At 69.5% G+C, this 14,086-nt stretch carries 15 protein-coding genes and 1 pseudogene; 8 read left to right on the forward strand and 8 right to left on the reverse strand.

Annotated features, from left to right (window positions below):
• Positions 1 to 185: 185 nt before the first annotated feature.
• Positions 186 to 779, reverse strand: a complete 594-nt coding sequence (locus ABEB03_RS37945) for a hypothetical protein (protein WP_345657483.1) — start codon at positions 777 to 779, stop codon at positions 186 to 188.
• 169 nt (positions 780 to 948) lie between these two features.
• On the opposite strand from ABEB03_RS37945, the gene ABEB03_RS37950 reads away from it, so the two are divergent.
• Positions 949 to 1,521 carry a hypothetical protein gene (locus ABEB03_RS37950; RefSeq protein WP_345657484.1) on the forward strand — a complete coding sequence of 191 codons (573 nt, stop codon included), beginning with the start codon at positions 949 to 951 and terminating at the stop codon, positions 1,519 to 1,521.
• Positions 1,522 to 1,739: 218 nt separating this feature from the next.
• On the opposite strand, the gene ABEB03_RS37955 is transcribed toward ABEB03_RS37950, so the two are convergent.
• A complete protein-coding gene (locus ABEB03_RS37955; protein WP_345657485.1) occupies positions 1,740 to 2,729 on the reverse strand; it encodes a pirin family protein in 990 nt (329 codons plus the stop codon).
• 127 nt (positions 2,730 to 2,856) lie between these two features.
• On the opposite strand from ABEB03_RS37955, the gene ABEB03_RS37960 reads away from it, so the two are divergent.
• On the forward strand, positions 2,857 to 3,357 hold the full coding sequence (locus ABEB03_RS37960) for a carboxymuconolactone decarboxylase family protein (protein WP_345657486.1): 501 nt from the start codon (positions 2,857 to 2,859) through the stop codon (positions 3,355 to 3,357).
• A gap of 18 nt (positions 3,358 to 3,375) precedes the next feature.
• On the opposite strand, the gene ABEB03_RS37965 is transcribed toward ABEB03_RS37960, so the two are convergent.
• The 3 genes from ABEB03_RS37965 to ABEB03_RS37975 form a co-directional block, all read right to left on the reverse strand.
• Complete coding sequence (locus ABEB03_RS37965) at positions 3,376 to 4,191, reverse strand: DUF427 domain-containing protein (RefSeq protein ID WP_345657487.1); 816 nt, start codon at positions 4,189 to 4,191, stop codon at positions 3,376 to 3,378.
• A gap of 103 nt (positions 4,192 to 4,294) precedes the next feature.
• Complete coding sequence (gene katG, locus ABEB03_RS37970; RefSeq protein ID WP_345657489.1) at positions 4,295 to 6,508, reverse strand: catalase/peroxidase HPI; 2,214 nt, start codon at positions 6,506 to 6,508, stop codon at positions 4,295 to 4,297.
• A 51-nt stretch (positions 6,509 to 6,559) separates the two neighbouring features.
• Complete coding sequence (locus ABEB03_RS37975; RefSeq protein ID WP_345657490.1) at positions 6,560 to 6,991, reverse strand: Fur family transcriptional regulator; 432 nt, start codon at positions 6,989 to 6,991, stop codon at positions 6,560 to 6,562.
• A gap of 203 nt (positions 6,992 to 7,194) precedes the next feature.
• Between ABEB03_RS37975 and ABEB03_RS37980 the strand changes: the two are divergent.
• Positions 7,195 to 7,338, forward strand: a pseudogene (locus ABEB03_RS37980) (IS5/IS1182 family transposase); the annotation flags it as partial.
• A gap of 19 nt (positions 7,339 to 7,357) precedes the next feature.
• Here the strand turns inward: ABEB03_RS37980 and ABEB03_RS37985 are convergent.
• Positions 7,358 to 8,215: an alpha/beta fold hydrolase gene (locus ABEB03_RS37985; RefSeq protein WP_345657492.1), complete on the reverse strand. Its 858-nt coding sequence runs from the start codon at positions 8,213 to 8,215 to the stop codon at positions 7,358 to 7,360.
• A 100-nt stretch (positions 8,216 to 8,315) separates the two neighbouring features.
• Between ABEB03_RS37985 and ABEB03_RS37990 the strand changes: the two genes are divergently transcribed.
• The gene (locus ABEB03_RS37990; RefSeq protein WP_345657493.1) at positions 8,316 to 8,726 is read left to right on the forward strand and encodes a winged helix-turn-helix transcriptional regulator; all 411 of its coding nucleotides are present in this window, start codon (positions 8,316 to 8,318) and stop codon (positions 8,724 to 8,726) included.
• Positions 8,727 to 8,735: 9 nt separating this feature from the next.
• On the opposite strand, the gene ABEB03_RS37995 is transcribed toward ABEB03_RS37990, so the two are convergent.
• Entirely contained in the window at positions 8,736 to 9,698 is a 963-nt protein-coding gene (locus ABEB03_RS37995) for a LysR family transcriptional regulator (protein WP_345657494.1), read from the reverse strand.
• A gap of 164 nt (positions 9,699 to 9,862) precedes the next feature.
• On the opposite strand from ABEB03_RS37995, the gene nadC reads away from it, so the two are divergent.
• The 3 genes from nadC (at position 9,863) to ABEB03_RS38010 (ending at position 12,016) form a co-directional block, all read left to right on the forward strand.
• A complete protein-coding gene (gene nadC, locus ABEB03_RS38000; protein WP_345657495.1) occupies positions 9,863 to 10,756 on the forward strand; it encodes a carboxylating nicotinate-nucleotide diphosphorylase in 894 nt (297 codons plus the stop codon).
• Positions 10,744 to 11,616 (forward strand): PhzF family phenazine biosynthesis protein, encoded by an 873-nt coding sequence (locus ABEB03_RS38005; protein ID WP_345657496.1) that lies wholly within the window; start codon positions 10,744 to 10,746, stop codon positions 11,614 to 11,616. Before nadC ends, ABEB03_RS38005 begins: the two co-directional genes overlap by 13 nt.
• Positions 11,617 to 11,722: 106 nt before the next feature.
• A complete protein-coding gene (locus tag ABEB03_RS38010) occupies positions 11,723 to 12,016 on the forward strand; it encodes a DUF1330 domain-containing protein (RefSeq protein ID WP_345657497.1) in 294 nt (97 codons plus the stop codon).
• A gap of 323 nt (positions 12,017 to 12,339) precedes the next feature.
• Here ABEB03_RS38010 and ABEB03_RS38015 read toward each other — a convergent pair whose 3' ends face one another.
• Positions 12,340 to 12,567, reverse strand: coding sequence for a hypothetical protein (locus tag ABEB03_RS38015; protein WP_345657499.1), 228 nt, complete (start codon positions 12,565 to 12,567; stop codon positions 12,340 to 12,342).
• A gap of 172 nt (positions 12,568 to 12,739) precedes the next feature.
• Between ABEB03_RS38015 and ABEB03_RS38020 the strand changes: the two genes are divergently transcribed.
• A complete protein-coding gene (locus ABEB03_RS38020; protein ID WP_345657500.1) occupies positions 12,740 to 13,384 on the forward strand; it encodes a hypothetical protein in 645 nt (214 codons plus the stop codon).
• The last annotated feature ends 702 nt before the right edge of the window (positions 13,385 to 14,086 follow it).

Raw genomic sequence — 14,086 nt, forward strand, 5'->3', positions numbered from 1 at the left:
TTGTCCATCAGCTGAAGCAGGCATAGCACGGGGCGTAGGGAAGTCGGTGGGTGGGGCACGCATTCTGCCTGGTGACGGCGCGCAGTCCGGCGTCGATCATCGCGGCGAGTGGAGCGACCACCTGGCCGTCACAGAAGGCGGCCCGGAATGCCTTCAACACTCTTCACTGCTGTACCGCCGCCGACCTACTCCGGTTGCCCGTTGCGCGTAACGGAGTCGACCGCCTTTGCTGACGTCGCGTAATACGGGGAGCGACGCCAGTTCTCACGGCCCACCTTCGACAGCGCCGGCTTCCATAGATGGACGCCGTGTCGACGCTCCCACCAGATCGCAGTCCGCCAGGTGTGCACAAGACCGACGACCAGCATCAGCTGAAAGCCCAGGCCGACAAGCGGCGCATGGGCGACGTACGCGCCTCCCAACGTCACCAGGAGGACAAGGGCTGCCACACGAAGGCGGCCGAGCTGGAGGTGGCGAGTCTGCTCCTCGTGCCGTCCCGGCGCAGGCGACCGTTCGATCGCCACGGCGGAGCCGAAGGCACGCAGCTGGCGCGGCCGGTACACCAGGAGATTGGCCGCCCAGAGCAGCGTCAACATGACGACTCCGGAGATTTGAAGGCGTCCAGCGGTCCCCGAGAGCCTCAGGTCGTCCATGGTCAGGAAAATCAGCACGTCGGCGACAATCCCCGCCAGGACCCCAGCCCAGCCCTCCCCCAGCTCAGCTGGGACGATCCGTACAAGCGGTGCACCAGCCATGGCACCTTCACCCTCGGTCTTCACGAACCGCACCCAACACCGACCGCCCACGCCTGTCCAGGGCTCGCCACACCTCCTTGGCAGTGGGAGTTCCCCGGTCCCAGCATCTAGGGCCAATGCCGGTCCGACTCGATGACGCCTTCACCCGTATGAGGTCTCGTGCCGTCACACGCATCACGCTACATTCGAACGTATGAACGAATGGCGTGATGCGGAAGAGGCTGCCCTCCCAGTGCCGGACCAGGTACCGGACTGGCGGGACACGGAATATGCCCGCACGGGACTCACGCTCACGCTCCACAGGGCCGGCCGACGGCAGAAGACGCAGGTACTGACTTACCGCGACCAGCCCGACGGCCGTCGCGCCCTGCTCGTCGTTCTCGACTGGCCCCGGCCCACCATCCGCATGACCTGGGTCCTCTGGGATCCCGACCGCATGAGCCTGCTCTATTCCGAACATCATGTCCCCGCGGCGGCCGAGGCCGACAAGCAGGACGGCGACGTGGCGATCGCGGGCGACGACATGCTCGACTGCTTCGACGACAGGCCCGTCTCCTACTGGCCGCACCGCGCGGTCGAGGTGCGTGTGGGCGGCCGCTGGCACGAGGGCGGGCTGCGGGCTCACTTCAACGGTCCGGGCGGTCGGTCCGTCGCCTGGGTGCAACCACGGTTCTACGAACCCGCGTGGCAAGCCCTGATCTCCTTCAGTCGGTACTACGTCTGGGATCCGGCAACCATCAGATTCCGCGACGCCGCCGATTCCTGACGGCATGACGCCTCGGCCGTCGCCCTGACGCGCCCCGCCCTTCCCCCTCCCGGCGACGCTCCGGAGGGCGTGACGAACGCAGGGGCGGTGACCATTCCGGCCGCCGTCCCCGCGCGTCCCGTTGATCACTAAGCTGGGGCACCGCGGAGGGCCCTGCCGACGAGCACGCGAGCCCTCGGCATGAGGGCGATTTCGAGGGAGCGAAAAGTGACGGGCCGTCAGTGACGGGGCGGATTGCCGCGGGGCGAGAGGACCCCGTTCGGCAGTGCGGGCGCGGGCAGCCGGAACCCGTCGTGGCCGTCGACGGTGCCGAAGCGGTCCGAGGCCGCCTCCCACTCCTCGCGCGCCCGGACGATGTCCTCGTGGGTGCGGCCGATGAAGTTCCACCACATGACGATCTCCTCCTCGAACGGCGTTCCGCCGAGCAGGACCGCGCGGGCCGTGTCGTCCGACTCGTTCGTCAGCGTGAGGGCGTCCGCTCCTGTGGGGACGTAGCCCAGTTCCGCGGGCCGCAGCAGGGTGTCGGCCATGCGAACGTCGCCCTGGTCGACGAGCAGGCCGTGCTCGAAGCCGGGGTCCACGGCGAGCGTGACCGTCGCCCGGGGTTCGAGGAGGATCTCGGCGCCGAGCAGGGGCGTGAAGGTCCGCACCGGGGAGTCGTCGCCGGCGAAGGAGCCGAGGAAGACCCTGATCTCGGCTCCGGCGATGCGTACGGGGGCGGGTGCGTGGTGCTGGAAGTCCCGCTCGGCGTCGCGGTGCTCGGCGGGCAGCGCCACCCAGAGCTGGACGCCGTGCAGGACGGCGGTCCGCGTGGTGGACACCTCGGAGTGGCTGATCCCGTGTCCGCCGGTCATGAGGTTGAGTTCGCCGGGGCGTACGAAGGCGTGGCTGCCGAGGCTGTCGCGGTGCTCGATCTCGCCGCTGAACAGCCAGCTCACCGTCTGGAGTCCGGTGTGCGGGTGAGGTGGCACGTCCATGCCGCCGGTCGCGGAGACGTCGTCGGGGCCGTAGTGGTCGGCGAAGCACCAGGCTCCGATCAGCGTCCTGGCGCGCTGTGGCAGCGTCCTGCGTACGGTCATCGCCCGCGGGCCGCCCAGCGGCACGTCGCGCGGCGTCAGTACGTCGACCTGCGGCGATTCCGTCGGCCGGGCGCCGTCCGTCGTCGTACCGCAGCGCATTTCCACGGGTTTGGCCTCGACGTTGCTCATCGCGGACCGCCTTTCACCCACATGATGATTTCATGTTCAACAATTATGCCTGGATCATAGAACCACGACACCTTCGCCCACACGACCGACAAGGGAGCCGGGGAGCGGCCCCCGAAGGAGCGCCACGTTGACCAGCCCCACGACGGACGCCGCGACCCGGCGGATCTTCATCGACAAGCAGAGTCCCAAGGCATACCACGCCATGGTCCAGACGTCCGAGGCGGTGCGCGCGGTCGCCGCCGACGCGGGACTCGACCGCACGCTCGTGGAGCTGGTCAACCTCCGGGTGTCGCAGATCAACGGCTGCGCCTACTGCCTCGACACGCACACCAAGGCGGCCCTGCGCCTGGGTGAGTCGACGCGGCGGCTGGGCGTGCTGGCGGCCTGGCGCGACACCGAACTCTTCACGCCCGAGGAGCGCGCCGCACTCGCCCTCGCCGAGGCCACCACCGATCCCACGGACGCGGCCGCGCAGGAGTCCGCCCTCGACGCGGCCCACCGGACGCTCACCGACGATCAGGTCTCCGCGGTGATCTGGGTGGCGATCACCATCAACGCCTTCAACCGCGTCTCGATCATGAGCAAGCATCCCGTGCGCGGGATCGAGGGCCCCCGGGCGCACAGCTGACGGGCGGAACCGGGGAGGTCAGGCGGTCGGCCGTCGGGACAGCGCCTGTGTGAAGGGCGTCGACGGCCGCTCGAGGCGTTCACCGTCCACGACGATGTCGACGACTTCGTTGTAGAACGCCAGGAGTCCCCTGACGGCGCCCACCGCGGGCAGCGGCTCCGGGTAGCTCCAGACGACGTCGGGCGGCACGTCGCCCGTGCCGCGCCACGACCAGTACTGGGCGGTCCCCTTGTAGGGGCAGCCGCTGCTGTGGTCCGTGGGCGTGAGCAGGTCGAGGCGGACGTCCTCGCGGGGGATGTAGTAGCGGGTCGGCAGGCCGGTCTCGAAGAGCAGGACCGGGCGCCTGGTGTCGGCGACGAGGGTGCCGTCGATCTCGACCCGGACGTGGCGGCTGCTGGGCAGGGCGTCGACCCGTTTGTGCGGGTCACGGGGATGGATGAAGATCTCTTCGTCCTCCTCGTACCAGTGATCGAGCCCGCGGCCCGTGCGCCGGAACCACTCGAAGGCGATGTGACCGGCCAGGTCGTCGGCGGGGAAGGTCCAGGCGGCGTTCTCCAGCAGGGCGCCGTCGGTCCGAAGGTCGTAGAAGATCCGCGATCCGGTGTGGGTGCCGGTCCGCGGGTTTTGGGCCGGGTGGAGCAGGTCCTCGCGGACCTCCGCGCGCGGGAAGGCGTACAGCGGCACGGGCACGCCTGGTTCCCAGACGAGGACGGGGTGGCGGCTGTCGACGACGGTGACGTCGCCCGTGCGGCCGCGCACCCAGCGTCCGCTGGGCTCCCAGAGCAGGCCCTCCGGGGTGGTGCGGACGGACTCGGCGGTGCGCAGTGCGGTCATGGCTCCTTCTCCTGGAGACATCGCGCCGGAAGGACGGTGCCGAGACCTGTGGGACGGAGGGTGTCCGGGCCGGCCCTCGGGCCGGCCCGGACACCCGGTGCCGTCAGACCAGGTCGAACCGGTCGAGGTCCATGACCTTCGCCCACGCCGCGACGAAGTCGTTCACGAACTTCTCCTTCGCGTCGTCACTCGCGTAGACCTCGGCGAGCGCGCGCAGCTCGGAGTTCGAGCCGAACACGAGGTCGGCGCGGGTGCCGGTCCACTTGACCGCGCCGGAGGCGTCACGGCCCTCGAACGTGGTCTGGTCCTCGGAGGTCGACTTCCACGTCGTGCCCAGGTCGAGCAGGTTGACGAAGAAGTCGTTGGTCAGCACGCCCGGCGTCTCGGTGAGGACACCGTGCTTCGACTGCTGGTGGTTGGCGCCCAGGACACGCAGGCCACCGACCAGGACCGTCAGCTCGGGGGCGCTGAGGGTGAGCAGGTTCGCGCGGTCCAGCAGCAGGTACTCGGCCGGCAGTCGGTTGCCCTTGCCGAGGTAGTTGCGGAACCCGTCGGAGGTCGGCTCCAGCGCGGCGAACGACTCCGCGTCGGTGTGCTCCTCGGTCGCGTCGACACGGCCCGCCGCGAACGGGACCTCGACGGTGACGCCGGCGTCCTTGGCGGCCTTCTCCACGGCGGCGGAGCCGCCGAGCACGATCAGGTCGGCCAGGGACACCTTCTTGGCGCCGGAGTTGAACTCACGCTGGATGCCCTCCAGGGTGCGCAGCACCGTGGCGAGCTGGTCGGGGTCGTTGGCCTCCCAGCCGCGCTGCGGCTCCAGGCGGATGCGCGCGCCGTTGGCGCCGCCGCGCTTGTCGCTGCCGCGGAAGGTGGAGGCCGAGGCCCACGCGGTCGAGACCAGCTGCGAGACGGTCAGGCCCGAGTCGAGGAGCTTGGCCTTCAGGGCCGCGACGTCGGCGGCGTCGATGGCCTCGCCCTCGGCCTGCGGCAGCGGGTCCTGCCACAGCAGGGTCTCCTCGGGGACCTCCGGGCCGAGGTACAGCGACTTCGGGCCCATGTCGCGGTGGGTCAGCTTGTACCAGGCGCGGGCGAAGGCGTCCGCGAACTCCTCCGGGTTCTCGTAGAACCGGCGCGCGATCGGCTCGTAGATCGGGTCGAAGCGCAGCGACAGGTCGGTGGTGAGCATCGTCGGGAGGTGCTTCTTCGACGCGTCGTGCGCGTCGGGGATGATCTCCGCGGCGTCCTTCGCCACCCACTGGTGGGCACCGGCCGGGCTCTGGCTGAGCTCGTACTCGTACTCGAACAGGTTCTTGAAGAACCCGTTGCTCCACTGGGTCGGCGTGGTGGTCCAGGTGACCTCCAGGCCGGACGTGATCGCGTCGCCGCCCTTGCCGGTGCCGTAGGTGCTGGCCCAGCCGAGACCCTGCGCCTCGATCGGGGCGGCCTCGGGGTCGGCGCCGACGTTGTCCGCCGGGCCGGCGCCGTGGGTCTTGCCGAAGGTGTGACCACCGGCGATGAGGGCGACGGTCTCCTCGTCGTTCATCGCCATCCGGCGGAACGTCTCACGGATGTCGCGGGCCGCGGCGATCGGGTCCGGGTTGCCGTTCGGGCCCTCCGGGTTGACGTAGATCAGGCCCATCTGGACCGCGCCGAGCGGGTTCTCCAGCTCGCGGTCGCCGGTGTAGCGCTGGTCGTCGAGCCAGGTGGTCTCGGGACCCCAGTAGACGTCCTCCTCGGCCTCCCACACGTCGGCACGGCCGCCGCCGAAGCCGAAGGTGTTGAAGCCCATCGTCTCCAGCGCGACATTGCCGGTGAGGACCATCAGGTCGGCCCAGGACAGGCTCTTGCCGTACTTCTTCTTGACCGGCCACAGCAGGCGGCGGGCCTTGTCCAGGTTTCCGTTGTCCGGCCAGCTGTTGAGCGGGGCGAAGCGCTGCTGGCCGGCGCCGGCGCCGCCGCGGCCGTCGCTGATGCGGTAGGTGCCCGCGCTGTGCCAGGCCATACGGATCATCAGCGGGCCGTAGTTGCCGAAGTCAGCGGGCCACCAGTCCTGGGAATCGGTGAGGACCTCGGCGATGTCCCGCTTCACGGCGGCGAGGTCGAGGCCGTTGAACGCCTCGGCGTAGTCGAACTCCTCGCCGAGCGGGTTGGCCACGGCGGGGTTCTTGGCAAGAATCTTCAGGTTGAGGCGATCCGGCCACCACTGGCGGTTCCCGCCACCCTGGGTCGGGTGCGCGGCACGGCCGTGCGCGACCGGGCAGCCGCCCTCGCCCTCCGATTTCGCGTCAGCGACGATTGCGTCGTGGTTCTCAGACATGGGAATCCTTCCGGGCTGGGCGGATCACGTTGTTCAGGAACTAATCGGTTACTAGGCAGCGGCAGAGCAGGCGGAGCACAGGCCCCAGTAGATGACCTCGGCCTCGTCGATCGCGAAACCGTGGTCCTCGGACGCGGTGAGGCACGGAGCCTCACGGACCGCGCAGTCGACGTCGGCGACCGCACCGCACGAGCGGCACACGACGTGGTGGTGGTTGTCCCCCACCCGTCCCTCGAAGCGGGCCGGACTCCCGGCCGGCTCGATGCGGCGTATGAGCCCCGCCGCGGTGAGCGCGTGGAGAGCGTCGTACACGGCTTGTGTTGATATGTGACCCACGCGGTCGCGCACGCCGGAGGCGATCGCCTCGACACCGAGGTGGTCACCGCCCCGGACGGTCTCCAGCAGTGCCACGCGGGCCGCCGTTACCCGCAGGCCGGCACCGCGCAGCTCCTGGGCGGTGGACGGATTCCGGGATGCGGTCATGGCACCGAACCTACCCTCATAAACACGAACGATTCAAGAAAACGAACCGTGCCAGTCTGGTGTCGTGCACCTGTCGGCCGCGCGGCCGCGACGCCGCCGTAGCCGCCCAAGGGCTGAGGATTGCTCCCGGGACCCCGCCCGGGCATCTCCTCACCCCCGAAGCACCCGCCTACCGAAGTGATCGCCTCGTGCCCCGTGCCCAGCGCGTCGCCCGGTGCTACGAGCGTCTCGTCACTGTCATCGATGCCTTCTTCGACCTCGCCGACACGATCACCACCGTGCGCAGCCTGATCCGGCGGTCCTGGACAACTCACCGCTGGGACGAACGCCCGAACCGCCGACCGTGAACCTTCGACCCCGCCCCGGTCACTTCGGCAGATCGGCGCAGAGGAAGGGAGCAAGGAGCGCGAACAGCGCGTCGGGGCGGTCCAGGGGGATGATGTGACCGCAGTCCCGGAGATGGTGCCCGACCAGATCATCGGCGATGGGACGGAGTTGGCGTTCGAGCCCGGCGCCGACGGGGTGAGAGCCGACGGCCATGGTGGGCATGGTCAGCCGAGCCGTCGCGACTGCGTCCTGGATCTGCTGCGCGCTGGTGGGCAGGGCCCGGTAATAGGAGAACGCGCAGCGCAGGGCCTCACCCCCGGTGTAGGCGTGGACGAAGGCCGCACGGATAGCGTCGGGTACTCCCCGCCCGAGCGTCCCCGAGTCGAGGAACCAGTCGACGTACGGGGCCTCGTTGCCGGCCAGGACGGTCTCGGCGAGGCCGGGGACGGCGTGGAAGCCGAACCACCACGGGGCACCGCCCGCGACGGCGTCCTCTGCTCCGGGCAGGCGGCCGAGCAGTGCCTCCATCACGACCAGGCGCCGGACGAGGCCGGGCCGGCGCAGCGCGAGCAGGACGGCGGGGGCGGTGCCCGCGTCGATGCCGACCACCGCTGCCGAGGGCTCGCCGAGCGCGTCGAGCAGCCCTTCGGCGTCGGCGGCGAGGGTGCCTGCGTCGTAACCCTCGACGGCGCGTGCACTGGCACCGAAGCCTCGAAGGTCCGGGGCGATGACCCGGTACTGCCCGGCCAGGCGGCCCATGATGCCGCTCCAGAGTTGCCAGGTGTGCGGGAAGCCGTGCAGCAGGAGAACCGCAGGCCCATCCCCGGCGATTGCGACATTGAGTTGGACGCCGTTCGTCGCGATGCGGCGCAGGTGGTGTGCGGTGGTGACCGGCATGACAGCCCCTCCGAGTGGTTACCATTGGTGACCAGAAAACGATAGGTAACCGACCGGCCGCTTCCTAGACGGCACTTTCAGGGAAGGTGGTGAGCCACAAGTGACCACCCGAGGAGCCCGGGCCGCCGGTCGCGGGGTGCGCGGCGATCTGTTCGATCCCCATTGCCCGACGCGGCAGTTGCTGGACCGCATCGGTACGAAGTGGACGTCCATGGCCGTCAAGACGCTCGCCGATGCCGCACCGGACGAGGTGCGCTTCGCGGAGCTGAGACGCCGGATGCCCGGCGTGTCGCAGAAGATGCTGTCCGTGACGCTGCGAAGCCTCGGCCGCGACGGGCTGGTGGTCCGCCGGGTCGAACCGACCGTGCCACCGCGGGTCTTCTACCGACTCACCGGACTCGGGCTATCCCTGGAAGCCGCGCTTGCGGGGCTGCGGACCTGGGCGGAGGAGCACATGGCCGAGATCGACCGCGCCAACGAAGCCGCCGCCCAGGAGGCCGATGAGGAGTAGGCAGACGGTCTACCAGGCCGAGCCCGGCAGCGCCGACGAGGCGGCGCTCGGGAAGCTCGCCGCGCGCTGACCGGGTCCACCGATGCCGCCGTCATCCGGTGACCGGCCACCCGAGCGAGCCAACAACCCCGCCCAAAGGCTGTCGCCGAGAGTGACCAGGACGAAGCGTTCGCGCGGCGGGTCGGACACGAACGGTCGCCATGCCATCCCGCCATCCGCAGAGACGGCGGTCCGGGCTCGCAGGGTGACCAGGTTCTGGCTGTTGCGCAGGTGGTGGCGGTAAAGGGCCCGACTGTGCGCGTCGACGGTACGCAGCCGTGGTGACCAGCCGTGGCCGGCGAGGTGGGCAAGGACGCCTTCGACGAAGTGCGGGTTGCGCTCGGCCGGGAACCACAGCAGTTCCTGGCCCGCGAGGTCCGCCCAGGACAAGGCCGCGTGGTCGGCCAACGGGTGGTCGGGGCGCAGCAGCACGCCGAGCGGCTCGTCGGCCAGGGTCAGCGTGGCCAGGTCGTCGATGTCGTGGAAGACGCGCATCACCCCGAAGGACAGGGTGCCGGTCCGCAACAGGTCGAGCTGCTGCGGGGAGTCGGCCTCGGCGAACTCGACGTCCAGGTATCCGTCTTCGGCCAGGACCCGCTCGACCCGCGCCAGCAGGTGCTCCGGAACGGTGCCGCAGACCCCTACGTGCACCGGACAGCGCGCGTCGCGCGCCTGCACCAGCGACGACTCGATCTCGGCCAGGGTACGACTGGCGCTCGCGTACAGGATCCGGCCGCCCTCGGTCAGCTCCATCCCCTTGGGCCTGCGGTGGAACAGCTTGGCCCCGACTCTGCGTTCCAGGGCGCTGATCTGCTGGCTCAGGCTGGGCTGCGCGATCCGCAGCACCCGTGCGGCCTCCGTCATCGTGCCCTCCTCGGCGACGGCGACGAAGTAGCGGAGATGACGAAGTTCGACGCCTTGGTGGTCGTGCATGTCCCCTCCTTGCTCTCGCGATAGGTCCGAGCCTATGGGGTGGCCTCGTGGGGCTATTGGCGTGCACCGGATCGCGGGGGTTCTACTGGGGCCGAAGATTCGATCCGGTCCTGCTGAACGGAGCGACACGTCATGGACGATCCCTTTTCCCACGCTGGCGACCTATGAAGATCGCCGAATTCCCCGCGTCGTCAGCGCGGGCCAGTGTGGCCGCCGCCTTGACGGAGGACAGGGCCGCCGACGACATCACCACCTTGTGGAGCGTCCCGGCCGATCTGATCGCCACCGCCGAGATCAGCACCCGCCGGCCCGGCGTCGCCGCCGGAATCCCCGTGGTCCACGAAGTGTTCGCCCAGACCGACCCGGAGGTCGAGGTCAAGACGCTGGTCGCGGACGGCGAGCGGGTGCAGGCCGGGGACGTTCTGGTGCGGCTGACCGGACCGGCGCGCAGCCTGATCACCGCCGAGCGCACGGTGCTGAACTTCCTGCAGCGCCTGTGCGGCATCGCCACGGTCACTGACGGCTTCGTCCGAGCCGTGGCCGGAACCCCGGCGCGGATCCTGGACACCCGCAAGACCGCCCCGGGGCTGCGGGCGCTGGACAAGTACGCCGTCACCGCGGGCGGCGGCAGCAACCACCGGCTCACCCTGGCGGCGATGGTCCTGCTGAAGGAGAACCACATCACCGCGGCGGGCGGGGTGACCGCGGCGATCAATACGGTCCGGAAGGCAATGGCCGACTCCGGGACGAGCGTTCCGATCGACGTCGAAGTGCAGACCGTCGCGCAGGCCCGCGAAGCCATGGAAGCGGGAGCCGGCTGGCTCATGCTCGACAACATGGAGGTGGCCGACATCGAAGAAGTGATGCGCATGAGGGCCGGCCGTTCCGGCGGTTCGGAGATCCTCCTGGAGGCCTCCGGCAACGTCACCCTGGACCGGGTTCGCGCCCTTGCCGATGCCGGCGTCGACCTCATCTCGATCGGCGCCCTGACGCACAGTGCCCCCGCGCTCGACCTGACGATGCTGATCACGACGGACGCGGCGCCATGCCCGAGGTGACGATCGTCGACGCGTGCCGGCGGCAGGGCCGGGGCGGCAGTCCGACCGCCGTTCTCGACGAGGCGCCCTTCACCGATGCCGAGCGACGGCGCATCCCTGCTGCGACGGGCACCTCGCACGCGGTCTTCATCGCTGCGGTGGACGGCGAGGAGCAGACTCGACCGTCGTATCGGCTCCGGTTCTTCACCGGCGAAGGCGAGTTGCCCGCCTGCGGTCACGGCACAGTCGCCGCACTGGCGCTGCTCGCTCTGCGCCACAGCGGCGACGCCGATTACCGGGCCGCGCTGCACACCACAAATCGCGTATTCGACGGCTGGGCGAAGCGAGAACACGACGACCTGACGGCCACTTTCGACCCGGGCCCGATCAGCCCGCGGGACGCCGGGGAACCCGAACTCCGGGCGATCGCGACCGCCCTCGGCCTGATGAGCGAAGCCCTTCCCCACGGCGCCAGCGTGGCCTCACCCGGCCGGCCACGGCTCCTGCTACCCGTGCGATCGCGCACCGTGCTGGCCGAACTCCGTCCGGACTTCACGGCACTGCGCCATGCCTGTGACCGCTACGGACTGCTGGGCTGCTACGCCTACTCGATCCCCGATGCGAAGGGTCGGGCGGCGGCCCGGATGTTCGCCCCGTCGATCGGCGTCCCCGAGGATGTCGCCAACGCCAACAGCACCGCATGCCTGGCCGCGTATCTCGCGGATCAGGGCGTCACCGACATCGCGGTCGACATGGGCGATCACCTCGGCCATCCGTCCACGATCATCGCCAACGCACAACGCAGCGCGTCCGGCACCCTGATCCGCCTGGGCGGCGCCGCAGACATCGCGCGCGCCGTCCGCCTTCCCCGGCTCGGCTGACACGAAGGCGACCCGCGGTGGTCAGCAGACCGACGAAGACGGCCGCCCACGCTCGTCCGAGACCAACCCGTACGTCAGATGCACTCATCCCAACACTGGAGGTTCCATGCCCAAGGGCTACTGGGTCAGCGTCTACCGCACCATTTCAGACCCTGAGAAGCTGGCCGCTTACAACAAGCTGGCCGGTCCGGCCGTCGCGGCCGGGGGTGGCCGGGTCCTCGTCCGTGGCGGCCGGGTAGTGGCGCATGACGCCGGAATCGCCGAGCGCACCGTCCTGATCGAGTTCGACAGCTTCGAGCAGGCCGTCGCGGCGCACGAGAGCGCGGCCTACCAGGAGGCGCTGGTCGCCCTCTCCGACGGCGTCGAGCGCGACTTCCGCATCGTCGAAGGCATCGACTGACCGAGGTCCAGTCAGATCTTCACTGAAGGACTCTGCCGGGAACCTTGAGAGGGTGGTACGTGAGGTGATGCGCGTTTTGCCGCTGCGAGCAGGGAGCGTTCACGCTGCCACGGCCGTAGCCGTAGCCGTCCGGCGTACCCGCGACGAGCCCAACTACCCCACCCCCAAAGGCAAAACGGGGCATCACCCCACGTACCACCCTCTCGGAGCCCTGGCCGAGGCCCCGAGACTGTCCACCGCCCCGGTGACGGACGCACAGCCGACCGTCCCACCCGCTGCGGCAGCCACGACGAGTCCGCCGGACACAGGACTCGTCTTCGACGCTATGCGGTGAGTTGGGTGGCCAGGGTGGTGTCGTCGGCTTCTGACTCGATCGGGTGGAGGCGAGCCTTGGCCAGCAGGTCGAGTCCCATGTAGAGGCGCGCCTCGCTGCAGCCGCCCTGACGCGGATTTGCGCGGCCGGATACCTCAGAGAGGAACTCCAGCAGAGGGGTGCCGAGCGGGAAGGTGAACAGCCAGCCGCCCGCGGCACCGAGCAGCGGGCCAGCCAAGTCGTGATGAGCGCGGCCACCCCGTCAGGTTGGCCGGGCCGCTTGAGAGCCCCGCTCTCCTCCCGCGAGCACCACGGTGGTCACATCTGTGACACGATGCGTGCGTGGACCATCCACCCTAGGTGACCAAGACGTCACAATGAGCAAGGTTTGGAACGTCCTTGGGGGGATCATGCGCGCCAGAAACGCACTCTTCACCACCGTCATCCTTGCAGCCGCGGTCACCGCCTGCTCAGGGGCGGATCACCAGCAGGGCACCGCCGAACGGAACAGCGGGCCATCGGCCGGGGCCGCCAAGTCCCCAGACTGCGGACCGGACTCGACGCTCTCCCAGTCCGACTGGCTCGACAAGTGCGCCAGCGAGACACCGGCCGAGAAGCAGCCCGACACCGAACTCGCCGTCGGTGACACCTTCGCCTACAAGGACGGCCTGAAGGTCACGGTCACCGACGTCAACAAGATCACGCAGTTCGGGGAATACGACGACAAGCCCGAGGCCGACAAGACGCCCTTCCGCGTGAAGTTCGAAGTCGTCAACGGCACCAAGAAGCCGTACGACCTCGACAGCCTCAGCTACAGCGCCGAGGGCGGCACCACCGGTGGGGAAACCGAGTTCATCACCGTCGAGCCGGGCTCGAAGCAAAGCACCGGGCGCCTCGCGCCCGGCCGCACCGGCGCCTTCACCTCCGAGTACTCCATCGCCAAGAGTGATGGCAACACCATCGTATTCACGGTCAGCCGCACCGACGACGCCTTCCTGAAGGACGACAGCGCCTACCTCGGCGACGACCCGAACTGGACCGGCGACATCAAGTAGAGCCTGTACGCCCCGACAGCCAGAAGACGAGGCTCCGCCTGCACGGGGCCTCGTTGCGTGCCCGGGCATTGACGGACCTGAGTGGGATGCTCGCCTCAACTCTGCGTGACGGGAGGTGAGTAGGGATGTCCAAGAAACAGCGGACTGCCGTGATCATGGTCACGGCCCTGGTCGGCCAGGCGTACCTCGGCAAGGTGCCAAGAAGCAGGCGGCCTCGCTCGGCCTGTCGATCACTGTGGTGCCCCTGGCCGGCCTGTCGATCGGGGCCGCCATGGCGTAGTTCCACCGAGTCGCAGCCTTCCCGCCCCCTCTGCGGGGAGGCCGCGACTCCGTGTAGCGGATATCCCGATGCCGGCCGTGCCACACCTGCACCACAATCTCAACAGCATTTCCAGTACGAGGAGTTCTCATGGTGCAGTCCCTCGACCCGCTCACCGTGCAGCGGCTCGCGAACGTCCGCTACCTCTGCCGCGAGGACATCCAACAGAGCCACCAGCCCCCCTGCGGTCCCGCGCCATCACCTCCTTCCACGACGCCGTCGAGAACTACGTCGGCCTGGCCGCGCAGTACCTGCGCACGATGAAGAGCGCCTGAACGAGGCACGCGTGGCGCTCAAGCACAACGGGACGTTCCCGTCCGAGCGCCAGATCGAGCAGGCGCGGGCGACGCTCGGTGGGTTCACGAGGCACGATTCCTGGACCG

The organism is Streptomyces siamensis, assembly GCF_039543605.1.
Classification (GTDB): Bacteria; Actinomycetota; Actinomycetes; order Streptomycetales; family Streptomycetaceae; genus Streptomyces; species Streptomyces siamensis.

Bases quoted from the DNA above. Each gene is read 5' to 3' on its own strand.
- ABEB03_RS37950 (WP_345657484.1), top strand. From the start codon at position 949: ATGAACGAATGGCGTGATGCGGAAGAGGCTGCCCTCCCAGTGCCGGAC.
- ABEB03_RS37955 (WP_345657485.1), bottom strand. From the start codon at position 2,729: ATGAGCAACGTCGAGGCCAAACCCGTGGAAATGCGCTGCGGTACGACG.
- ABEB03_RS37965 (WP_345657487.1), bottom strand. From the start codon at position 4,191: ATGACCGCACTGCGCACCGCCGAGTCCGTCCGCACCACCCCGGAGGGC.
- katG (WP_345657489.1), bottom strand. From the start codon at position 6,508: ATGTCTGAGAACCACGACGCAATCGTCGCTGACGCGAAATCGGAGGGC.
- ABEB03_RS37975 (WP_345657490.1), bottom strand. From the start codon at position 6,991: ATGACCGCATCCCGGAATCCGTCCACCGCCCAGGAGCTGCGCGGTGCC.
- ABEB03_RS37985 (WP_345657492.1), bottom strand. From the start codon at position 8,215: ATGCCGGTCACCACCGCACACCACCTGCGCCGCATCGCGACGAACGGC.
- ABEB03_RS37995 (WP_345657494.1), bottom strand. From the start codon at position 9,698: ATGCACGACCACCAAGGCGTCGAACTTCGTCATCTCCGCTACTTCGTC.
- nadC (WP_345657495.1), top strand. From the start codon at position 9,863: ATGAAGATCGCCGAATTCCCCGCGTCGTCAGCGCGGGCCAGTGTGGCC.
- ABEB03_RS38005 (WP_345657496.1), top strand. From the start codon at position 10,744: ATGCCCGAGGTGACGATCGTCGACGCGTGCCGGCGGCAGGGCCGGGGC.
- ABEB03_RS38010 (WP_345657497.1), top strand. From the start codon at position 11,723: ATGCCCAAGGGCTACTGGGTCAGCGTCTACCGCACCATTTCAGACCCT.
- ABEB03_RS38020 (WP_345657500.1), top strand. From the start codon at position 12,740: ATGCGCGCCAGAAACGCACTCTTCACCACCGTCATCCTTGCAGCCGCG.